We start from the raw sequence: 21,605 nt of genomic DNA, 5'->3' as shown, positions 1-21,605 counted from the left end.
CAAAAAAAAAGCAGCCATCCGAAGAGGGCTGCTTTCTTGTGCGTCGAAGAACGCCGTCGGAAGAATCAGACGCGGGCTTTATCGATCCATTCCATCGACGTGCGCCAGATGCAGATCCCCAAGAAGTACGCCGACATGGCCAACCATACGAACAGCGTCACCGACGCGTTGTACGGGTGGTTCATGACCAGCAGGAAGCTGCAGAAGAACCAGACGGCAGTGACTGCGATGTTGAGGGGCATGAAGCGGCGCACGCGGAACGGGTGCAGGAACTTCATGCGTGTGACGGTCAGCAGCGCCAGGCAGATCACCGTGATAAAGGTCAGCCACGGCGCCGGGGAAAGGATGTAAACGCACAGCGCAACGACGTTCCAGGCGGCAGGGAAGCCCTGAAAGTAGTTGTCCTTGCTTTTCATTTCGACGTTGCAGAAACAGAACAGCGACGACACCAGAATGATCGAGGTGGTCAGCAGCAGGGTGTACTCCGGCAGCGGGATGTAGCGGTAGATGAACAGGGCGGGGATGAACACGTAGGTCAGGTAGTCGATCACCAGATCGAGCACGGAGCCGTCGAAGTGCGGCAGGACCGACTGCACGTTCAGCTTGCGCGCCAGGGAGCCGTCTACGCCGTCGACGATCAGGGCAAAGCCCAGCCAGAGCAGGCACGCCTTGGGTTGGTTATCGAACAGAGCAATGGTCGCGAGAAAGGCGAGCACCACCCCCGTAGCGGTAAAACCATGGGCGCCCCAGGCCTTGAGCCAGGCGATGCGTTGAATTGGAATCATGGACGGTCCTTCTGGAAATAAGCGGGTTCGGTCGGGTACGGCAGCGGTCGACGGAACCAGAGGTGCATCTATCGACCGGGGATCGGTCGATAAGGTTCATACGTAACCCCTACACGGTAGCAGGCGGCGCACGCTTTCGTTACCCAAATGTGACGCCGCGCGATGGAACGGTGCGGCGCAGGTGTCATTGGTCGGCTGGCCGACAAAGCAGGCCATATGCTGGCCCCTTCGAACGTCATACCTCGTCAGAATCCACGCCTGATCAGTCACTTAGGAAAGGAATCGCATGTCATTTCTCAGGGCTTCATTCACCTTTTGTCTTCTCGCATTGATGACTTCCCACGCCTTCGCGCGCAGTCCCAGCAAGAACGAACGCGACCTCTGCACCTGGGGCGCAGGGATGGCGGGTGCCGCTCAGCAATACAAACTGTCCGGCCTGACACTGTACGGCGCCCGCAAGAAGATGCAGGCCCAGCACTTCGCCCAGCAGTGGATGCGCATGAGCGCGCTGGGCATCACCGAGCAGACGTACGACAGCCCTTCGAAACTGCGGCCGGAAAGCGTTAAACAGGTGTATTACGAAGGCTGCATCAAGCACGAAGTCGCCAGGCGCTGATTCACCCGCGCTGCGGCTCTGGAGGCGCAGCGCGAGCAATCAACGTGATAGCAGGATCAGTGCGCACCCCGGGGGATGGTTTTCAGCAAGTCGGCAGGGCTGATATGCCCCACCACCTGCACGCCGCTGCCCGGATGCGGCAGACCCAGAATGTGGCCCTTGATCTTGCCGATCACGTGCATCTCGCACGGCTTGCAATCGAACTTCAACGTCAGCACTTCATCGCCATGCACCAGTTGCATCGGCGCCACCTTGGTGCGCACGCCGGTCACGCCCTTGGCCTGCTTCGGACACAGGTTGAAGGAGAAGCGCAGGCAGTGTTTGGTGATCATCACCGGCACTTCGCCCTTTTCTTCATGGGCTTCATACGCGGCGTCGATCAACTGCACGCCGTGACGGTGATAGAAGTGCCGCGCCTTCTCGTTGTAGACGTTGGCCAGGAACGACAGGTGCGCCTCAGGGTAAACCGGTGGCGGCGTGGTTTCCGGCTTGCGGGCGCCCCGCGGGTGCGCCTGGATGCGAGCGGCGGTCAAGCTCTCGATGACCTCACGGCGCAAGGCCTTGAGTTGCGAGTTCGGAATGAAGAACGCCTGGGGCGCGTCCAGCTCGATGGCCGTCGCGTGGTATTCAGTGGTGCCGAGCTGGCCGAGCAGATCATGCAGTTGCTCCTGCGCCTGCTCCGGTTTGTTGGCGACGCCAAACGGGCCGTTCAGCTCGACGCGGGCGCTGATGCCTTCTTCGCTGGTGGCGACCAGTTCCAGACGTTCTTCTCGCAGACGCGCCACCCATGACAGGCCGATGCGGCGCTCGGCCGAGGTCTTCTGCAACGCCTGCTGCCAGTTGTGATCGAGGTTGCGGCTGAGGGGATGGTTGGGCCGCAGTTGCAGGCCTTTCGGCATCTCGTTCGGCTCGACGCGGTAGCGGTAGCGCTTCTCGCCGTCTTCTTCGAACTCGCCTTTGGGCTCGGCGATGTTGGCGCGGAAGCCCACCACTTCGCGCTTGACCAGCACGTTGAGGCCGTCGCCGTTGGACAGCGGCTCATGGGTGACCACCTGCAAGTCACGCTTGCCGACTTTCTCGACCACACCCACCAACAGGCCGGTGAAGGTCGGTGAATCGAACGCGCCGATGTCGATCTTGCGGTCGGTGACGAAGTAGTCGGTGCTGCCCCGGTGGAAGGTCTTGTCCGGGTCCGGCAGGAAGAAGTGCGCGGTGCGGCCGCTGGAGGCGCGGGCCAGGTCCGGGCGGTCTTCGAGAATCTCGTCCAGACGCTGACGGTAATAGGCCGTGATGTTCTTCACGTAGCCCATGTCCTTGTAGCGACCTTCGATCTTGAACGAGCGCACGCCCGCATCCACCAGTGCGCGCAGGTTGGCGCTCTGGTTGTTGTCTTTCATCGACAGCAAATGTTTTTCGTAGGCAACGACGCGGCCCTGATCGTCTTTCAACGTGTAGGGCAGGCGGCAGGCCTGGGAGCAGTCACCACGGTTGGCGCTGCGCCCGGTGTGCGCGTGGGAAATATTGCACTGACCGGAGAAGGCCACACACAACGCGCCGTGAATGAAGAATTCGATGGCGGCATCGGTCTCATCGGCGATGGCGCGGATCTCTTGCAGGTTCAGCTCGCGGGCCAGCACCAGCTGCGAGAAGCCGGCCTGATCGAGGAAGCGTGCGCGCTCCAGGGTGCGGATGTCGGTCTGGGTGCTGGCGTGCAGCTCGATGGGCGGAATGTCCAGCTCCATCACGCCGAGGTCCTGCACGATCAGCGCGTCGACGCCTGCGTCGTACAGCTGGTGAATCAGCTTGCGCGCCGGTTCCAGCTCGTTGTCGTGAAGGATGGTGTTGATGGTGGTGAAGACGCGGGCGTGGTAACGGCGGGCGAACTCGACCAGTTGGGCGATTTCGCTGACGTCGTTGGCCGCGTTGTGGCGCGCGCCGAAGCTGGGGCCGCCAATGTAGATCGCGTCAGCGCCATGCAGAATGGCCTCGCGGGCAATGGCCACGTCGCGGGCAGGGCTGAGCAATTCCAGGTGATGTTTGGGCAGAGACATATTTTTTTAGTCGGCACGGTCACGGTCAAGGCGCGCATTGTAGCGGCGAATCGCCTGACCGGCACCCGTCGGCTGCCCGATGGCGCCTGCCTGTTGAGCGGGGCGCCAGGAAAACGGAGGGATCAGGCTTTGGCGGCCATCGCCGTGACTTCCACGCGCATGCCTTCGACGGCCAGCGCGGCAACGCCGACAGCCGCGCGCACAGGCCAGGGTTTGGCGAAAAAGCGTTTGTAGACTTGGTTGAAGGCTGCGCGATCGGCCATGTCGGTGAGGTAGATGGTCAGGTGCAACACGCGGTCCATGGAACTGCCGGCCCGCTCCAGCGCCACTTTCAGTGCCTGCAGCGTGCACTCGCTCTGCTCGACGATACCGCCCAGTTCCAGGCTGCCGTCAGCGCGCGTGGGGATCTGCGTGGAAACCAGCAGACCGCCGAAACCGGCGACGTCCGAGGAGATGGAATCGGCGTCGGGATCCGGCGTGAAGGTGATGTCGTGGTTTGCCATGGGGATGCTCTTCTCCGAATGTAGGAATGACGGGCCAGGAAACGGCCGGCGGTCATGATGTCCGACTCGGAAGGGAAAAGGGAGGCTTGACAGCGTTTGCGGCGGGACGAGTCAGCACGGGGCCGCTTCAGGCTTCATACCGATAAGCCTGGGGCCGGCACAAAAAAAGCGAGCCGCCGTCACGTTATCTCTGACGTGAAGGCGGCTCCGGGGGGGTTGTCAAATCGGCGGATTCAACGTGATTGAAAGTAGCAGCGGTAAATTCCGTTAGCTAGCTAACATTTCGCAATACAGTGTTGCGGATGTGGAAATAATCGAAACCGTGGTGATAGCCCCGATTAAACCGCCTGACACAGCCGTTTCGAAAAACTCCGAACTCATCCCCCGGGCCTTCAGTCCACCCTTCACGCTGACCGTTTGCGTTGGACTATTCCAAGGAGAGCCCCATGACCGATTACCCGAAACCGCCGTTCAAGCCTCAGCAGCAGCCAGTGCCTGGCGATCAGAGCAGAATGGAGCCCTACCCGGATTGCGGCGAGAAGAGCTACAAGGGCTCGGGCCGCATGAGCAACAAGATTGCGCTGATCACCGGCGGCGACAGCGGCATCGGCCGCGCAGTCGCGATCGCCTATGCCCGCGAGGGTGCTGACGTGGCGATTTCCTACCTCGATGAGCACGAAGATGCCAAGGAAACCGCGCGCTGGGTGGAAGAGGCGGGCCGTCAATGCCTGCTGCTGCCGGGGGATCTGGCCGATAAAGCTCAGTGCCTGGCCATCGTCGATGAAACGGTGAAAAAATTCGGTCGCATCGACGTGCTGGTCAATAACGCCGCATTCCAGATGTCCCACAAGACCCTCGAGGAAATTTCCGACGAGGAGTGGGTGAAGACCTTCGATATCAACGTCACCGCGATGTTTCGCATTTGCAAGGCGGCGGTGCCCCACATGGCGGCGGGCAGTTCGATCATCAACACCAGCTCGGTCAATTCCGATTCGCCGAAGCCGACGCTGCTGCCCTACGCAGCCACCAAGGGCGCCATTGCCAACTTCACCGCCGGCCTGGCGCAATTGCTGGGTGAGCGCGGCATCCGTGTGAACAGCGTCGCGCCCGGCCCGATCTGGACGCCGCTGATTGTGTCGACCATGACCGACGACGACGTGAAAAGCTTCGGTGAAGAAACGCCCCTCGGCCGTCCTGGCCAACCGGTTGAAGTGGCACCGATCTATGTACTGCTGGGCTCCGACGAAGGCAGTTACATCTCGGGGACACGTTATGGCGTGACCGGCGGCAAGCCGATTCTGTAGCGGGTCTTGTAAGGGCTGCTGTGTCGCGATCAGAAGACGCAAACAGCAAAGGGGCTGCCCATGCAGCCCCTTTTTTCGTTCGGCGTTTCGTGCGCTGTTAAACCCGCCGTGGCCCGGCGATGACCCGGATGGCGGCGCCGATCACCGGGAAGATAACGATCAGCACCGTCCAGCCAACCTTGGTGCCGGACGATTTATTGGTGCGCCACACACTGGCGATGGCCCACACGTCCACCAGCAGAATGATGATCGCCAAGGCGATCGAGAACAGTGTTTCCATTTCATTGTCCTCGGTGCGCGCGGGATCACATGGCGGGGATGCCGATGACCGTTCCAGTTTCATTTTCAGTTTCAGTCACGGACACCGTCAGAGGGATTTCAGCGCTGCCCGGAGTCAGGATGACCTTGCGGCAGTCTTCCTGTTTCTTGTCGAAAATCTTGTAACCCTCGGCGGCCTGCTCCAGAGACATGCGGTGGCTGATGATCGCTTCGGGCGCAAGGCGGCCGGTTTCGATGTGTCCGAGCAATTCCGGCAGGTAGCGCTGCACGTGGGTCTGGCCCATTTTGAAGGTCAGGCCCTTGTCGAACGCGTCGCCGAACAGGAAGCCATGGATGAAACCGGCGTATACACCCGGCACGCTGACCACGCCGCCACGGCGCACGGCGGCGATGCACTGGCGCAAGGCCTTGCCGCTGCTGCCTTCGATTTTCAGGTTGGTCAGAATGGTTTCGGTGGTGCTGCCCTTGGCTTCGAACCCTACCGCATCGACCACGCCGTCGACGCCGCGCATGCCCTTGGTCTGCCGAATGATGGTGTCAGCGGGGTCGTCGTCTTCATCGAAGTTGATCGGGATCACGCCGTAGGTGGCCTGGGCGTAGGCCAGCCGGTAGGCATGATGGTCGACCATGAAGATCTGATCGGCGCCGAGCATCCGCGCAACGGCCGCCGCCATCAACCCCACAGGACCCGCGCCGTAGATGGCGATGCTCGAACCCTGGCCAATGCCGGTGTTGAGCACCGCCTGGTAACCGGTGGGCAGGATGTCGGAGAGGAACAGCACCTTTTCATCCGACAGCGTGCCGGGGACTTTGAAAGGGCCGGTGTTGGCCTTGGGTACGCGCACGTATTCGGCCTGTCCGCCGGGGATGCCGCCGTACAAGTGGCTGAAACCGAACAGCGCGGCCCCTGGTGGAATGGCCTTCTTGTTCATGATCGCGCCGCGACCGGTGTTGGTGGTTTCACAGGCGGCGTACAGGTCCATGTTGCAGAAGAAGCATTCGCCGCAGGCAATGACGAAGGGGATCACCACCCGGTCGCCGCGCTGAACGGCGGTCACGGCTGAGCCGGTGTCTTCGACGATGCCCATGAATTCGTGGCCGAAGATATCGCCGTGTTCGACGGTGGGGATCTTGCCGCGGTACAGGTGCAGGTCGGAGCCGCAGATCGCCGTGGCGGTCACGCGCAGGATGATGTCGTCCGCTTGCTCGATGACCGGATCGGGGACGGTGTCGACTTTTACATCATGGGCGCCGTGGTAGGTGAGTGCTCTCATTGTGGTTTTTCTCCGCGATTAATCAGGGGTAACTAAGTAGCGGAGCAGGCGGCGAGAGGTTTAGTTCAGGACTTTGCTGCGGTGGGGGGATTAGCGGTGCGTCAGTGGGACCGGCTTCAGCCGGGAAGAGGGCTGTGTGTGCGCCATCAATTCTGCGGTGTGTTTGCTGACGCTTTCCCGGCTAAAGCCAGTCCTGCAATGAGCACGCGGTCCCACTCTGTCATCGCGGTCCTGCGCGTGTGCGTGGCTGGGCTACTTGAGCCCAACCCGCTTGCGCATCTCTGCGGTGATGGTCTGCCTGGTTTTACCCAGGTCCGCCCAAGGGTCGCGGTCCAGTTCGGCGAGGCGTTCGTGGACGGTGTTGATGTCCCAGGCGTTGGCGCCTTTGATCTCCAGCAGCTCTTCGCGATGGATCGGCACCGACACCGGCAGGCCTTCCCGGGTGCGCACCGAATACGCGCAGATGGTGGTGGCGCCCAGGCCGTTGCGCAGGTAGTCGATGAAGATCTTGCCAATGCGGTTCTTCGGCCCCGACACCGCCGAAAACCGGTCCGGCAGCAGCCTGGCGATGTGCTTGACGATGGCGTGGCTGAAATCCTTCACGGCGTCCCAGTCCGCTTTCGGCGTGAGCGGCACAACCACGTGAATCCCTTTGCCGCCGCTGGTTTTCAGGAACGATTTGAGCCCCAGTTCATCCAGCACGGCGAGGGTCAGTTGCGTGGCTTCCACCATGGTTTTCCAGGGCAGCGCCGGATCAGGGTCCAGGTCGAGAATGAAACGGTCCGGCCGCTCCAGATTCTTGGTAACGGCGTTCCAGGTGTGCAGCTCCATGGCGCTCATCTGCACGGCACCGATCAGCGCCTCGATGTTGTTGATCAGCATCACGGGGTGGCCGGTGTACTCCTCGCCCATGGTCTCGATGCCGGGGATGGCGAGGCGGTCGGCGTTTTTCTGGAAGAACAGCTCGCCGCTGATGCCCTCCGGTGCACGCACCAGCGCCACCGGGCGTTGGGCCAGTTGCGGCAGGAGCCAGTCGGAAATGCGGATGTAGTAATCGGCAAGGTCACGCTTGGTCGCGCCGCTGGTGGGATCGATCACCCGCTCGGGGTGGGTCAGGCGGATCTTGCCCGTTCTGGTGTCGGTTAAGGCCGCAGATCCCGGCCGGCTTTGTTCAGACTTGACTGCCTTGGATGCTGTTGCGCGTTTGCGCTTGGCCGAGGGCTTTGGCGCCTCTTCCGGCTCTTCTGGTACCTGCTCTGGCTCGAAGGTTTGACCGGCGGAAGGCGCCGCAACCGGAAGCTCTTCGGTGATCGACTCCGCTGGCTTGTCGGTACGCAGGCCATGGAACACCGCATGCCGCACCGATCCCTCTTTGGTGATTTCGGCGAACGCCACTTCCGCCAGCAGTGCCGGTTTGAGCCAGTGCACGCCCTTGGCTTCAAAGCCCGTGGGCGGATTCACCACCGCAGCCTTCTTCGCGTTGAGCGGCGTTAGCTGGTCGTAGATCGTGCCCAGTGTCGCTTCATTGAAGCCGGTGCCGACTTTGCCGGCGTACCTCAGCTCTCCACTGTCGGCATCGTGCAAACCCAGCAGCAACGCGCCGAATTTGCTGCGCGCGCCCTTCGGATCGGTATAGCCCACGACCACGAATTCCTGGCGACGTTTGCACTTCAGCTTGATCCAGTCACCGCTGCGGCGCGACACATAGGGGCTGCCGGCGCGCTTGCCGATCAGGCCCTCCATCTTCATCTGGCAGGCGCTGTTGAGCAGGATTTCCGGCACTTCGGCGAAGTCCTCGGAGTACCTGAGGATCTCGTCGTCGGTCCGCTCGAGCACCATGGACAGTGCGGCGCGACGCTGCTCCACCGGCACTTCGCGCAGGTCCATGCCGTTCAGGAAAGGCATGTCGAACAGGTAGTAAATGATGTGGCCGCTGCGGCCGGCCTCGAAGGCATTCTGCAGGGCCTGGAAGTCGGGCACGCCGTCATCGTTGGCGACGACCATTTCGCCGTCCAGCCAGGCTGACTCAAGACCGAGCCCGGCGATGGCTTCGGCCTGGCGGGGCAGTTTGTGCGTCCAGTCATGGCCATTGCGGGTGAACAGCTGCACGTTGCCGTCGGCGACCCGCGCCATGACCCGGTAGCCGTCGAATTTGATCTCGTAGCGCCAGTCACCCTCGGGCGCCGACTCCACCAGCGTGGCCAGTTCCGGCTTGATGAGGTCCGGCAGCTCGGCGGGCTCGGCGCCGACCAGTTGCGCCTTGGTGGATTTTTTCCGAGGGGCAGGGACTTTCTCTACTGGCCGTGGCTCGTCAGGCGCGGACTTTGCCGATCTGGATTTTGCCGAGCCAGACGAAGCCGCCCCGGATGACGCGGTTTTGCCCCCGCGTTTTTTAGGAATCAGGGTGCGCTCGCTGAGCACGCTGTCGGGCAGCGCCTTGACGACGTCGTAGTCGCTTTCCGGGCGGGCGAATTCGTCCTGATGCTTGATCAGAAACCACTGCTCCTGCTTTCCGGGAATGTGCGTCTTGACCAGGTTCCACACGCCGCCAAGCTTCTCGCCCTGTAGTTCAAATTTGAGTTTGCCCTTGGCGTAGGCTTCGGCGGGGTCGGAGAGGGGTGTCCACACGCCGCGATCCCAGACGATGACGTCGCCCGCACCGTAATGCCCCTCGGGAATGCTGCCCTCGAAGGTCGCATACTCGACGGGATGGTCTTCCACATGCACGGCCAGTCGCTTGGCTTTGGGGTCCAGCGAGGGGCCTTTGGGCACGGCCCAGCTTTTCAGCGTGCCGTCGATTTCGAGACGGAAGTCGTAATGCAGGCGGGAGGCGTCATGCTTCTGGATGCAGAACTGCAGGGCATGGGCGGCCTTTTTGGTCGAAGCGCGCTTTTTCTGGGTGCTGCCGGACGGCTCAGGCGTCGCGTCGAAATCGCGCTTGCGGTTGTATTCGTCCAGTCCGGCGCTCATGGAAATCCCTCACCCTGGGGCATGTGTCTGTTAAAGGCAGAGTTCGCGGGGAGGGCGGAGTTCCGGGATCCGGTCGACCCTCTCGTTACACCCTCAACAATGATGGCGCCTGAATGGTCCTCTTCCCGGCTAAAGCCGGTCCTACAAGTTGAAGTCAGGCCACGGGATAACGCGCGGTCTGATAGTGGGACCGGCTTTAGCCGGGAAAGCGTCGGCGCAGACACTGCAAAATCGATGGGCTGGCCTTAATAGTAGAAACCCTAAATAACCCCACGCTGTTCAGTCGCTTCCGCCAACATCGCGAGGGTCTGCTCCATGTCGACGATGGAGGCTTCCAGCGTGGCGAAGCATTGGGCGATGCTCTGTTTGTCGTCCACCGTCTGATGCCCGGTGAGCTCGGTGACTTCGGATAATTCAAGCCGGAACAGTTCGTTCACGCTGCTGCGAAGTTCGTTTAGCTGATTGAGCACAACGGCCATTTGATTGCGGGTTGCATTGCTCATGTCGGGCCTCACGTTATAGGGGTAGGCGTGGATGGCGTTATTGAACACTGACAAATATGAAAAAGGCAGGGTATCTAAACCCTGCCTCTTTCGACCAACGATTCGACTCAGCCCGTGACAGGCATCGTCCGAATTATTTAGCCGCGTCACCGCCGTGTGCCTTGGCCAAGGCCTTGGCGTGGGTCAGATGCTCTTCCAGTTTAGGCAGGGTAGCCGTCGCGAACGCTTTCAGATCAGCGTCTTTGCCGTCAGCGGCTTCCTTCTTGAACAGCTCGATGGTTTGTTCGTGGGCGACAACCTGGTTGTTCGCGTACGCCTGATCAAACGACTTCGAGCTGCGCAGCTCAAGGATCATTGCTTTCGCTTTGTCCATCAGCATGGCGTCGTCAGACACTTCCAGCTTCTTGGTGTCAGCAATGCCCTTCAATTTGGTGTTAGCGGCGGTGTGGTCTTTAACCATCATTTCCGCGAACGCTTTAACATCCGCAGAAGTACCTTTTTCCAGCGCAAGTTTGCCGGCTTCAACTTCTGCCACACCTTTGGCGGATGCATCTTCGACAAAGTCGTCATTGTCCTGGGCAGCGAAAGCGCCTTGGCTGCCGATGGCCATCAACAATGCGAGTGCGGAAGTCTGAATGAGATTTGCCATAGTGAAGTTCCTCTTCTGTCCTTGACGTGGCTTGAGTGCCCGTACTTGTTCCGACGCAATGCGCCCGTTAATCGTTCAGCGAATTTAATAAGGAGCCGCCGGCAGGTCATCTTTCGCCTGACTTGATTCGTCAATAACTCAGTGCTGCAGTGATTCAAACCACTCCCGGTAGGGCGTGTTAACAGCTTTGTAGCGATTGAAGTCCGCAGCACCGTCGGGCCACCACGCCGGACCGCGCTCACCCAGTGCAATCTTTGCCACATTGACCGAAGCGCGGGCCGCTTTAAGCGCGACGGGATCATCGTCATGTTTGGCGGACTTGACGGCCTGCCGCGCCTTCATCAACGCATTGACCCACTGCTGTCGCTCTTCTTCACCAAGGGCCGGGTTGCTGCAGCGCCACAACTGGCCCTTGACGACGAAGTAGCGACCGTCTGGCGTCGTCGGGTACTTCACTGAACCCGTGTCACCGTCAGCACCACCGCAGCGATGCGATCAGCTTCCTGATAGGTCTCGGTTTCCAGCTCTTCACCGAAGACGTCGGGGTCCATCTCTCGATAGGACCAGGCGAGGTCAGGACGATCAATCAGCTTTCGCGCCTGCTCAAGGAACAGGTCAACCCCGTCAACCGAAGGCGCGCCGGTATACAGCAACACGCTGCCGCCCGGTGCCAGTCGCTCGATGGCTTGCGCGAGAATGCGCACGGAAAGCTCAGACCCCAGCTGATCGCCGCCGTGGCGGTAGGCGCGTTCCTGTGTGTCTTTCATGTACGGCGGGTTGGCGACGATCAAGTCGAACTCGCCGGTGGTCCCCGCCAGAATGTCACTGTGGTAGGCGACGACGTTGTCGGCCTTGGCCAGCGAGGCGTTGACGGCGGTAAACCGCAGGGCGGTGGGGTTGATGTCCACGGCCAGCACACTGGCATCCCGGCGGGCACGCCCGACCAGGATCGCGCCAACGCCACTGCCGCAACCGATATCGACGGCGGTGCGAATCGGGTGCGTCGACGTGCGCAGATGTTCTTCAATGGCCTGGGCAAATCTGTAGGTGTCGGGGCCGAAGAACACCGAATCGTGAGCCACGGTGGGAAAGGCGGAGTGGACGAACAGCAAGTCATCAAGGCTCGACCAACGCACTTCGCTGACCCACATGCCGGCGTGGGCACGCAGTACACCGGCGGCGAGCAACCCTTCGAGCTCGGCTTCGTCCAGCAGGCCGGTTTCGAAGGGGCGGCTCCAGCCGAAGACGTCGCGCAGGCTACCGGCCTTGCGGTTTTGCTCACGCCCGTTGACTCTCTGATGGGTCAACGGTGTGACCGTCATGAAGCGATAGCTTTCACCCTGGAGGCGCTGGCCCAGTTGCAGTAGCGCGAGATCGTGAGTTTCGTCGGTCATCTCAGGCGTACTGGCATGCGACGCTTCGAGGGACGGTTCAAGCCATGTCTGCTGGTTCATCGTGTCAGGCTTCCTTGCGCCAACTGGCGAGCATAAATTCGGGTGGCCGCCAGACCTTCCGGCGTTGGATGGGAATCGGGAGCGATCAGCTCGACCAGTTTTTCGAATGGCAGGGCAGGGGCGTTGCGCGGCTGTGGGATATCGGGTGTTGCCACAGGGCGGCGACGAAAGCGCGTGCGGAAGGGATTGCTTTGCTCCGACGCCTGCCAGTCTCCGGCAATCCAGTCCTTCAACAGCTGCATTTCGTAGCCGCTGAAGACGCCAAACATCACGGCGCCGGGACCGTCGATCAGTTGCCAGAAACGGCTGTCCTGCGGGTCTTGATTGCGCTTTATCCAGCCGCGATCTTCCAGCGCGCCCAGCAGCTGACGGCTCTGGCCAGGGGTGGCGAGCCAGTCATTGATGGTGCGGCCTTCAAGGCGGCAGTAGTCGGAGTGCATGTGCTGGCCGAAGGTGCTTTTGGTCTCCAGCATCGAGACCACTTCTTCTTCCAGATCAAAAGCGCGGACGATGTCGGTCGAACCAATCCCCAGATCGTTGAGCAGATAGCCCGCGCGCAGACGCTGGAGAAATTCACCCTTGCTGTCGTCGTTCGGCAACAGGTCCAGCACGGCCTGCACCGCCTTGTGGGCGTGGCCCGAACTGGCGTTGTCGATGGTCACGTGCAGGGTGAAGTAATACGGGTCGATGCCCAGTTCACTCAGCTCGAACGAGGTGATCAACAGGTGCAGTGGCAGCTGCTCGTAGCCGAGGTTGTAGCCGAGGATTTCCGGCAGGAACTCGTCGCTCAAGTGGCCGAGACCCAGCTGGATGGCGCCCTGCAGATAGAGCGCATCGTCGAGCGGAGCGATGGGCGCGCAATCGTGTTCGGTGAGCAAATTGCGGTACAGCACCACATGGTTCAGCGCAGGCTCGCCGTCGCCCAGTTCTTCAAGGTAGGTGCGGATCAGGCCGTGGTAGCGCCAGTCGTTGGCGTGCTTGACCGTGCCATAGAGCCACGCGCCGTCCACCAGCTTGCTCGGCGCAACGCTTTGCAGGAAGTACAGCGCGTGAGCCTTGTTGGTGAAGAACTTCCGGGGCCCGCCGGCGCGGCGTTCCTCCAGATAGACGCGGTAACGCTCGGCAACCGAATGACTGTTACTGGCCACCCATGCCGACAGTTCGTTCAGGTCGGCAGGCAGGTTTGACGGCAGCCTCTTCGCGATCTCCAGTTGCTCCTGGAGAAAGTCACGAACGTTATCCTGCTCGCCTTCCACCTGTCCGCGCAGCAGACGGGAGTACAACGAGTAGTGGGCACCGGTGGATACATGCGCCGTGGCAGAACGCTCGGAAAGTAGCTGTAAAGAGGTCATGGGTAGCCTGCTGACTTTTCTTGATATGTAGGTCAGAGGGAGGCAGTTCGCTAAAATTCCATCGAGTTGCAGGGCAGTCGATGATCGACACCTGCGGCAGATGAGTGGCCGGGATTTCGATTCATTCGACGCCGCGCGGACCAAAAATCGTACAGCGTGAGCCGACCTCCGCGCGTGTAGCCGCCACAACACACCGGCCCCTGCGGTTTGCGTCTGCCACTGATTTTGGGTGTTGCCGGGGCTTACTGTGGGAGCCGTCTTGCTCGCGAATCGGCGGTGTGTCCGCCGCATCTTTATCGTCTGCACCGACGTCTTCGCGGGCAAGCGCGCTCCTACAGCGGATCGCTATCCAGCCGAAGATTCGCGAGGGACAGATAACCTGTAGGAGTCGGCTTGCTGGCGAATGGTCAGCACATTCGACGCATTTTTATCGTCTGTACCGACGTCAATGCACGCGATGCTTTAGTGGGACCGGCTTTAGCCGGGAAGAGGCCGACAGGTGTGCTATCCATCAAAAAAACGGCCTCCATTGCGGAGGCCGTTTTTGTGTTTACACGATGACTCAGGCAACCAGGTCAGTGACGTGCAGCTCCTTGACGCCGACCAGCTGGATTTCGAAATCCGGTGTCGCATCGGCGTTGATGCTGCCGTAGAGGATCCCGTCGGCGAAGCGCAGTTGCCCGGTCGCATCGTTGCTGTCAAAGGCGTTGCTGCCGATGAAGGTAAACGCGTCGATCCCCGGGGTCTGAGGGTTGGCGTCCAGGGCGCTGAAGTCGAGCAGGTCGCCTTCGGCGCTCTTGAAGCCGTTGATCACGTCGCGAGCCGCACCGACGCCCATGTCGGCGATGGAGTCGAACACATAGGTGTCCGCCCCGGTGCCGCCGGTGAGCGAATCGGTGCCTGCGCCGCCGATCAAACGGTCGTTGCCCGAGCCGCCGATCAGCGTGTCGTTGCCGGCACCGCCGTTGAGCACGTTGGCGCCGCTGTTGCCGGTCAGGTTGTCGGCGAAGGCGCTGCCGATCAGGTTCTCGATGCTCTTCAGCGTGTCCAGACCCGAGCCCCCTGTGTTCTGCTGCGCAGAAGTCGAGAGCGTGGCGGTGATGCCGGCTTGCGCGCCGTAGTAGGACACCGTGTCATTGCCGTCGCGACCGTCCAGCACGTTGTTGCCGATGCCGGCGAACAGCACGTTGTCCAGGGCGTTGCCGATGCCATTGGCCGCATCAATGCTGTCGATGTACAGGTTTTCGACGTTGCTGCCCAGGGTGAACGTCGCCAGGGTGCTGTGTACGCTGTCGATGCCGCCGGAGACGCGATCGGCGTTGGTTTCGATCACGCTGTCGCCGCTGTTGTCGACGTAGTACGTGTCGTTGCCGTTGCCGCCGCTCATGCTGTCGGCACCGCCTGCACCGTCGATGACGTTGGCCGCCGCGTTGCCGGTGATGAAGTTGCGCAAGTCATTGCCGTTGCCGTCGATGGCCGACACACCGGTGAGCACCAGGTTCTCCAGATTCGCGCCGAGGGTCCAGCTGACCGACGCCTGCACGGTGTCGATCTGGGAGGGCGAGTCGCTGCTTTCGGTGACGCTGTCGAAGGCGTTGTCGACGATGTAGATGTCGTTGCCGTCGCCACCGCTCATGCTGTCGGCGCCGAGGTCGCCGTCCAGCGTGTCGTTGCCGGACGAGCCCACCAAGGTGTCGGCCTGGTCGGTGCCGAAGATCATGCCGCCTTCGTTCTGCGCACCGTCGAAAATCGCCTGCACGCTGTTGTTGTCGCTCGGGTCGCCCTTGAAGCCCAGGTCGTCGGCGATGTAGTCGGCCAGACGCTGACCGACGATCTCGGCGGACTCTTCGTGCAAGTGCCAGACGTCATCGGGGTAGACCAGCGGGTCGACTTCGTGGCGCAACGGCAGGTCGGTGTAATCCACCGCAATCTTCACATCGTCACGCTGGGCGGCGATCGCTTCCTGGGTGGCGCGCACATAGCCGACGCCCTCGACGATGCCGGCGATCTTCTCTTCCGAGAAACCACGGGCGCGGGCGGCGTCCTGGTCGTAGTGACCGGTTTCCATCATGTACACGTTGAAGTTGCCGAACTGCGCGTGCAGGTAATCGAACACCGACAAGGTCGCCGCCTTGTACGCCGCCGCGGCGGCTTCCTTGTCCGAGGCGCGGGCGATTTCCTGCGCCGCTTCCTCGCCCTGGCCCCAGATGATGCCCATGGTCACGTTGTCGACCGCTTTCAGCTCGGTGAGCTGGTCGTTCAACAGGGCCACGGCGCGCAACAGGGCCGGGCCCGGCTGGTCGGTGTCGGTCAGCCACCAGCACAGTTTCAATTCTTCAGGGCCGAGGGTCGACAGGCCGTTGACCGTGCTGCCGCCCACCGCGATGTCGATGCCATTGCCGTCGGCGTCGTTGAACTGGCTGCGCACATCGTAGGTGGTGTACTTGCTCAGGCCGTCCACCAGCATGGTGGTGCCGGACTGGCTGTCGTCTTCGGTCATGCGCAGCAGACGTGCGTTGGACTGGCCGAGGGTCGGCAGGAACAGGATGTCCTGGTCGGCCCGGGAGCCGAACACGAAATCGTCGGCCGTGAGGGTGTTCATGTAGTTGCCGCTCAGGGCGATCTCGAAGCGATGGCCGTCGGCGTCGGGAACGCTGGACTTGATGTACGTCTTGTCGCCAGCCGCGTTGAGGCTCAGGTACAGCGTGCCGTTGCTGCCGTCGCCCAGACCGAGGAAGCCCAGGGCGGAGACGTCGATCTTGTCCAAGCCGTGGGTGAAGTCGTAGATCGTGTCGGTCGCCGTGACGCCGCCGGTGTTGTAGTCGCGGTAGCTGTCCTGGACGCTGGTGTAGCGGAAGGTGTCGGCACCGTCGCCGCCGTACAGCGAGTCGCGACCTGCGCCGCCGTCGACGATGTCCGGGCCTGCACCGGCACGAATGGTGTCGTTGCCGCCCAGGCCGAGGATCAAATCGGCGCCTGCGGTGCCGGCGATCGCTTCGCCATTGTCGGTGCCGCTGATGGTGCTGGCCGGGGCATCGGCCACGGCCAGGGCAAAGCTGTCACTGACCGACGCGCCCGACGGGTCGGTCGCCTTGATCAGCAGCGTGTAGTTGCCGGAGGCGGTGCTGGTGGGCGTGCCGCTGAAAGTCAGGCGGGTGCTGTCGAAGCTGAGCCAGTCGGGCAGGGCGCTGCCATCGGCGAGGGTCGCGGTGTAGGTCAGCGTGTCGTTGTTGGCGTCGGAGAAGCTGTTGCTGGTGACCGCATAGGTGAACGGCGAGTTTTCCGTCGCGTTCTGGTCCAGCAGCGGGATCACCACCACCGGCGCCACGTTGGGGGGCAGGTTCTGGCTGGCGAAGACGAAGTGACTGGCGTTCAGGCTGCCGGCCAGATTGCCCGCGAGGGACAATTCGAAGCGGTTGCCGCTGGCGTCCGCCACGCTGTCCTTGACGTAGGTGCGGTTGTTGCTGGCGTTGTAGGTCACCTGCAGCGTGCCGTTGAGGCCGTTGCCCAGGCCGCTGTAGCCCAGGGCCGAGACGTCGATTTTGTCGGCGGCGACATCGAAATCGAGAATCTGGTCACTGGCACTGGTGGTCGCCGTGCGGTAGCTGTCCTGGGTCGAGGTGAAGCGGAACACGTCCGCCCCCGCGCCGCCGGTGAGTTTGTCGGCACCGGCGCCACCGATGAGAACGTCGTTGCCGTCGCCGCCGTTCAGGGTGTCATTGCCCGCGCCGCCGAACAGCTGATCGTTGCCGGTGGTGCCGGTCAGCGTGTCGTTGCCCGGCGTGCCGTTGATCACGCCCGGCGTCACTGGCACGTCCTGTACGGCGAGGGTGAAGCTGTCGCTGACAGTGGCGTTGCTGGCGTCGCTCGCGGTGATCTTGATCGCGTAGGTGCCCGACGCGGTGTTGCCCGGGGTGCCGCTGAACGTGCGCGTCGCCGCGTCGAAGATCAGCCAGGTCGGCAGGGCGGTGCCGTCGGCCAGGGTGGCGGTGTAGCTCAGGGTGTCGTTATCCGGATCGGTGAAGCTGGTGCCGGGCACGACATAGCTGAACGGCGTGTTTTCGGTGGCGTTCTGATCCAGCAACGGATTGGCAACCACGGGCGCTTGATTCACCGTCGGGGCGGTGGCGAACACGAAGTTGGCACTGGTCAGTTTGTCGAGGTAGTTGCCTGCGAGCGCCACTTCAAAACGGTTGCCCTCGGCATCGGCGGTCAGCGACTTGATGTAGGTCTTGTCTCCGGCGTCGTTGAGCACCGCGTACACGGTGTTGTTCATGCCGTCGGCCAGGCCGGTGAAGCCCAGCTTGGAAAGGTCGATCTTGTCGGCGGTGACGTCGAAATCGGTGATCACGTCGCCCAGGTTGGCACCGCCGGCGTTGTAGTTGCGGTAGCTGTCGGTGCGGCTTGAGAACACGAAGGTGTCAGCGCCGGCGCCACCGCTCAGGGTGTCTTGCCCGGCGCCGCCGTCGAGACGATCGTCACCGGCGCCGCCGGCCAGGCTGTCGTTGCCGGCCAGGCCCAGCAGCGTGTCGGCCGAGTCAGTGCCCTGCAGCGAGTCGTTGCCCGTGGTGCCGGTGAGGGTGCGATTGAAAATGAAATTGTCGGCGGTCAGCGCACTGACGAGGTTGCCGGCCAGAATCAGCTCGAAGCGGTTGCCGTTGGCGTTTGCATCGTAGTCCTTGATGTAAGTGCGGTCGTTGCTGGCGCTGTAGCTCACCTGCAGGGTGCCGCCACGGCCGTTGCCCAGCCCGGTGAAGCCCAGGCCGGCGAGGTCGATCTTGTCCTGGGTCGGGTCGAAGTCGGTGATGGTGTCATCGAAGCTGGTGGTCGCGGTGCGGTAGCTGTCGGATTCGCTGGTGAAGCGGAAGATGTCCGCGCCCGCGCCGCCGGTGAGCTTGTCGACCCCGGCGCCGCCGATGAGGATGTCGCTGCCGCCGCCGCCGTTGACGAGGTCATTGCCGGCGCCAGCGTAGAAAATCTCGTTGGCGTCGCTGCCCTGCAGGGTGTCGTTGCCGTCGGTGCCTTGTACCGCCACCACCGGCACGGTGGCGCTGACGTAGCTGCCATCGCCATACACCAAGGTGTCGCCCTTGGTGGTGTGGCTGATGGTGTTGCCGATGATGGCATTGCGGTCGGTGCCGTCTTCGTTGCGCTCGGCCACGCCATAGGTCGACAGGGCGCTGCCGTTGATGGCGTTGCCCTGGACGGTATTGTCGCTGCCGTTGAAATACTTGCCGGAAACGCCCTTGGTGTCGTCGTAGGACTGAATGATGATTTCCGGTACGCCGCCGCCCAGTGAGTTGTTGCTCAGGGTGTTGTTGATGACGTCGACGTTGTTGCTGCCGTAGATGCGCACACCGGCGCTGGCGTTGTCGTGGATGTCGACACCGGTCATGGTGACCTCGCTGGAGAGCTTGATCAGCACGCCTTCGGCACCGTTGCCATAGACCTCACCGCCGGTGATGGTGATGTTGTTCGGCGAAGGGATGTTCTCGCTGCCGCGCTGCACGACGATGCCGCCACCGCCGTTGCCGTAGGCGACGTTGTTGCTGAGGGTGAAATCGTGGCTGCTGGTGACCACGTTGAAACCGTGGCGATCGTTGTCGTAGGCGATGTTGTTTTCGAAGGTGCTGTCGCTCAGGAAGTCAGCGACGAAGCCGTCCAGGCCGTTGCCATGGGACACGCTGTTCTTGATGACCATGTTCACGGTCTGTTCGTGGGGGTCGAAGCCGTAACCGGAGCAGTCCTTGATCTCCACGCCGTCGAGGGTGACGTTGGAGTCGTAGCCTTCCTGGCCGGGGATGTAGCCGTTGAACCAGCCGTCGATCTTGCCGGTGGTGTTGTCGCGATTGCCGTCGATGGTCAGGTTGCTCAGCCCGAAGTCGTGGGTCTCTTCGCCGTAGGCAGAGCGGATGACACCGGTGATTTTTGTGTCCGAACCGTCCGCGACCTTGATGTTGGAGACGCCCATGCCGTCGCCGTACATGTAGACGTTGCTCTTGAGCATGAGGCAGCCGTCGGAAGGCTCCTCGCCGCCTGACACGATGTAGGTTCCGGGGGGTACATAGACTTGTCCTCCGCCAGCCGCCGCAGCTGCATCGATCGCTTGTTGGACGGCCGCGGTGTCGTCAGAAACGCCATCTCCTTTGGCGCCAAAATTTTGGACGTTAAAAATCATGTACTTATCTCCGGTCACAGGCTGAGGTCACGCTGCGTGCCAATTTCCAATCGGCACTGCAGCAGGTATGACCTAACTGAACGGAAAAGTTGTCGCCGTATGTCGGGAAACCGTCGTTTTGTGACGGTCGGCACATTTGGATGGCTGTGATAGTCAGGGGTTTGACGTTTAGGGGGATGTGCTTTTCTGGCGCTTTTGGAAGTGGCGGGTGGATCGGAGGGGCGATGCACGCGGAATTCTGCGGTGTGACTGCCGACGCTTTCCCGGCTGAAGCCGGTCCCACAAAGTTCGCGTTCGTCCAGTCCTATCTGGATGCATGCGATGCGTTTAGTGGGACCGGCTTCAGCCGGGAAGGGGCCTGTATGAGCACCCACAATTCTGCTGTGTGACTGCCGACGCTTTCCCGGTTAAAGCCGGTCCTACAATGCGCAAGGGGGCCTGCTAGGCCACTTCGGCCGGGGCGCAGCGCAGGCAGTCGCGGCCTTCGCCTTTGGCCGCATAGAGCGCCTTGTCAGCCATGGCGATAAGCACTTCGGCGCTGTTCTGCGGTGCGCTGGCGACGGCGACGCCCAGGCTGATGGTGACTCTGGCGCCGTCGCCCAGCACCGGGTGAGGCACGTTCAGCGCGGCGACGGCCGAGCGCAGGTTTTCCGCCAGCGCCCTGGCCTGGGCCGGGTGGGCGTCGGTCATGAGTACGAGGATTTCTTCGCCGCCGAAGCGGAAGGTCAGGGCGTTGGCTTTCTGCGCGGTGCGCTGAATCACACCACTGAGCAGCCGCAGGCAGGTGTCGCCTTGCATGTGCCCGTAGTTGTCGTTGTAGGATTTGAAGTGATCGATGTCCAGCAGGATGACCGCGACGTTCATGGGCGTCTGCGCCGCGCGGCCCCACACCGAAGCCAGCACCTCGCCCTGAAAGCGCCGGTTGAACAACTGCGTCAGCGAGTCGATGCGCGCCAGTTCCACCAGCTGCGATTGCAACAGCCGTCCCCGCAGCGCAAACAGATAACTCAGGCGGTTGCCGTGTTCCAGAAACCACGACGCCATCATCAGCAACGCCGAGGTCGAAAAGAACAACAGCGCATTGGCCTGCCAGATCTGAAAGTCGGCGAAGTCAGCGAGGTAAGTGGTCACCAACTGGATGACCAGCATGCAGCCCATGGCCACTGCCGCCGTGCGAACCGGCACCTGCTGGATCACCGTGCAATACACCATGATCAGCAGCATTCCCAACTGATAGTGCAAGCGGAACGGGCTTTCGCTGAAAATCATCGCCACCAGTGGCATCACCGAGCACAACACGGTGCCGAGGGCTGCCGTTGTTTCGATGGTGCGTCGGGTGCGGGCGCGCCGCGCGATAATCAACAGAGCAATGAAGATCGGGGTCATCACGCAGACACGGCCCAGCGCCACGTAGGTAAACATGTCGTTGAGGCTGAGCCAGTCACTGACCATGAACAGGTTGTAGATGAGGATGCCGCCAATGCCGACTGCGGTCAGGAACTGGCGACGTTGCTCGAGCGTCTCTGCCTCGTAACGACGCTCCAGCTCTGCGCTGAAACGCAGGCTGCGAAAGCGCGACGCGATGGTGCGATCGACCTCGGCGAGAAGTTGCGCGTCATTGGGGCCAGGCCGATCGAGGACAAAGGAAAGCATGTTGCACCAAAAGGGTGGGTTACAGGACTATGAC

At 61.9% G+C, this 21,605-nt stretch carries 15 protein-coding genes; 2 read left to right on the top strand and 13 right to left on the bottom strand.

Translation table 11 applies throughout. The features are described 5' to 3' along the window. Positions 1 to 65: 65 nt before the first annotated feature. Positions 66 to 785 (bottom strand): phosphatidylcholine synthase, encoded by a 720-nt coding sequence (gene pcsA / locus ACQKEN_RS08250; protein ID WP_133770588.1) that lies wholly within the window; start codon positions 783 to 785, stop codon positions 66 to 68. Positions 786 to 1,071: 286 nt separating this feature from the next. Between pcsA and ACQKEN_RS08245 the strand changes: the two genes are divergently transcribed. Next, positions 1,072 to 1,401: a hypothetical protein gene (locus ACQKEN_RS08245; RefSeq protein WP_427685004.1), complete on the top strand. Its 330-nt coding sequence runs from the start codon at positions 1,072 to 1,074 to the stop codon at positions 1,399 to 1,401. Between the two features lie 56 nt (positions 1,402 to 1,457). Here the strand turns inward: ACQKEN_RS08245 and ACQKEN_RS08240 are convergent, their stop codons facing one another. Together ACQKEN_RS08240 and ACQKEN_RS08235 are read right to left on the bottom strand one after the other, a co-directional pair. After that, positions 1,458 to 3,452, bottom strand: coding sequence for a peptidase U32 family protein (locus ACQKEN_RS08240; protein ID WP_427685002.1), 1,995 nt, complete (start codon positions 3,450 to 3,452; stop codon positions 1,458 to 1,460). 122 nt (positions 3,453 to 3,574) lie between these two features. Further along, positions 3,575 to 3,955, bottom strand: a complete 381-nt coding sequence (locus ACQKEN_RS08235) for a RidA family protein (RefSeq protein ID WP_427685001.1) — start codon at positions 3,953 to 3,955, stop codon at positions 3,575 to 3,577. Between the two features lie 446 nt (positions 3,956 to 4,401). On the opposite strand from ACQKEN_RS08235, the gene ACQKEN_RS08230 reads away from it, so the two are divergent. Next, positions 4,402 to 5,259 carry an SDR family oxidoreductase gene (locus tag ACQKEN_RS08230; RefSeq protein WP_427684999.1) on the top strand — a complete coding sequence of 286 codons (858 nt, stop codon included), beginning with the start codon at positions 4,402 to 4,404 and terminating at the stop codon, positions 5,257 to 5,259. Between the two features lie 97 nt (positions 5,260 to 5,356). Here ACQKEN_RS08230 and ACQKEN_RS08225 read toward each other — a convergent pair whose 3' ends face one another. From ACQKEN_RS08225 to ACQKEN_RS08180, 10 genes are all read right to left on the bottom strand, one after another. Continuing rightward, positions 5,357 to 5,539, bottom strand: coding sequence for a PLDc N-terminal domain-containing protein (locus tag ACQKEN_RS08225; protein ID WP_427684997.1), 183 nt, complete (start codon positions 5,537 to 5,539; stop codon positions 5,357 to 5,359). A gap of 25 nt (positions 5,540 to 5,564) precedes the next feature. Continuing rightward, a complete protein-coding gene (locus ACQKEN_RS08220) occupies positions 5,565 to 6,812 on the bottom strand; it encodes a zinc-dependent alcohol dehydrogenase (RefSeq protein ID WP_427684995.1) in 1,248 nt (415 codons plus the stop codon). Between the two features lie 252 nt (positions 6,813 to 7,064). Continuing rightward, entirely contained in the window at positions 7,065 to 9,782 is a 2,718-nt protein-coding gene (gene ligD, locus ACQKEN_RS08215; RefSeq protein ID WP_427684993.1) for a DNA ligase D, read from the bottom strand. Between the two features lie 260 nt (positions 9,783 to 10,042). After that, entirely contained in the window at positions 10,043 to 10,285 is a 243-nt protein-coding gene (locus tag ACQKEN_RS08210) for a hypothetical protein (protein ID WP_427684991.1), read from the bottom strand. Positions 10,286 to 10,418: 133 nt separating this feature from the next. After that, positions 10,419 to 10,934, bottom strand: coding sequence for a DUF4142 domain-containing protein (locus ACQKEN_RS08205; RefSeq protein ID WP_427684990.1), 516 nt, complete (start codon positions 10,932 to 10,934; stop codon positions 10,419 to 10,421). A gap of 138 nt (positions 10,935 to 11,072) precedes the next feature. After that, the gene (locus tag ACQKEN_RS08200) at positions 11,073 to 11,390 is read right to left on the bottom strand and encodes a hypothetical protein (protein ID WP_427684988.1); all 318 of its coding nucleotides are present in this window, start codon (positions 11,388 to 11,390) and stop codon (positions 11,073 to 11,075) included. Beyond that, the gene (locus tag ACQKEN_RS08195) at positions 11,387 to 12,328 is read right to left on the bottom strand and encodes a methyltransferase (protein ID WP_427685109.1); all 942 of its coding nucleotides are present in this window, start codon (positions 12,326 to 12,328) and stop codon (positions 11,387 to 11,389) included. Before ACQKEN_RS08195 ends, ACQKEN_RS08200 begins: the two co-directional genes overlap by 4 nt. A gap of 56 nt (positions 12,329 to 12,384) precedes the next feature. Next, positions 12,385 to 13,740, bottom strand: a complete 1,356-nt coding sequence (locus tag ACQKEN_RS08190; RefSeq protein WP_427684986.1) for an iron-containing redox enzyme family protein — start codon at positions 13,738 to 13,740, stop codon at positions 12,385 to 12,387. A gap of 562 nt (positions 13,741 to 14,302) precedes the next feature. Then, a complete protein-coding gene (locus ACQKEN_RS08185) occupies positions 14,303 to 19,918 on the bottom strand; it encodes a putative Ig domain-containing protein (protein ID WP_427684984.1) in 5,616 nt (1,871 codons plus the stop codon). A gap of 441 nt (positions 19,919 to 20,359) precedes the next feature. Further along, positions 20,360 to 21,571, bottom strand: a complete 1,212-nt coding sequence (locus ACQKEN_RS08180; protein WP_427684983.1) for a diguanylate cyclase domain-containing protein — start codon at positions 21,569 to 21,571, stop codon at positions 20,360 to 20,362. Positions 21,572 to 21,605 lie beyond the last annotated feature (34 nt).

It is taken from the genome of Pseudomonas sp. NPDC078416, assembly GCF_050268485.1.
In the GTDB taxonomy this organism is placed as follows: Bacteria; Pseudomonadota; Gammaproteobacteria; order Pseudomonadales; family Pseudomonadaceae; genus Aquipseudomonas.
This window is presented reverse-complemented; position numbering and strand designations above follow the sequence as displayed.

Excerpts from the sequence above, each read along its gene's own strand:
- pcsA (WP_133770588.1), bottom strand. The coding sequence starts at position 785 with ATGATTCCAATTCAACGCATCGCCTGGCTCAAGGCCTGGGGCGCCCAT.
- ACQKEN_RS08245 (WP_427685004.1), top strand. The coding sequence starts at position 1,072 with ATGTCATTTCTCAGGGCTTCATTCACCTTTTGTCTTCTCGCATTGATG.
- ACQKEN_RS08240 (WP_427685002.1), bottom strand. The coding sequence starts at position 3,452 with ATGTCTCTGCCCAAACATCACCTGGAATTGCTCAGCCCTGCCCGCGAC.
- ACQKEN_RS08235 (WP_427685001.1), bottom strand. The coding sequence starts at position 3,955 with ATGGCAAACCACGACATCACCTTCACGCCGGATCCCGACGCCGATTCC.
- ACQKEN_RS08230 (WP_427684999.1), top strand. The coding sequence starts at position 4,402 with ATGACCGATTACCCGAAACCGCCGTTCAAGCCTCAGCAGCAGCCAGTG.
- ACQKEN_RS08225 (WP_427684997.1), bottom strand. The coding sequence starts at position 5,539 with ATGGAAACACTGTTCTCGATCGCCTTGGCGATCATCATTCTGCTGGTG.
- ACQKEN_RS08220 (WP_427684995.1), bottom strand. The coding sequence starts at position 6,812 with ATGAGAGCACTCACCTACCACGGCGCCCATGATGTAAAAGTCGACACC.
- ligD (WP_427684993.1), bottom strand. The coding sequence starts at position 9,782 with ATGAGCGCCGGACTGGACGAATACAACCGCAAGCGCGATTTCGACGCG.
- ACQKEN_RS08210 (WP_427684991.1), bottom strand. The coding sequence starts at position 10,285 with ATGAGCAATGCAACCCGCAATCAAATGGCCGTTGTGCTCAATCAGCTA.
- ACQKEN_RS08205 (WP_427684990.1), bottom strand. The coding sequence starts at position 10,934 with ATGGCAAATCTCATTCAGACTTCCGCACTCGCATTGTTGATGGCCATC.
- ACQKEN_RS08195 (WP_427685109.1), bottom strand. The coding sequence starts at position 12,328 with ATGACCGACGAAACTCACGATCTCGCGCTACTGCAACTGGGCCAGCGC.
- ACQKEN_RS08190 (WP_427684986.1), bottom strand. The coding sequence starts at position 13,740 with ATGACCTCTTTACAGCTACTTTCCGAGCGTTCTGCCACGGCGCATGTA.
- ACQKEN_RS08185 (WP_427684984.1), bottom strand. The coding sequence starts at position 19,918 with ATGATTTTTAACGTCCAAAATTTTGGCGCCAAAGGAGATGGCGTTTCT.
- ACQKEN_RS08180 (WP_427684983.1), bottom strand. The coding sequence starts at position 21,571 with ATGCTTTCCTTTGTCCTCGATCGGCCTGGCCCCAATGACGCGCAACTT.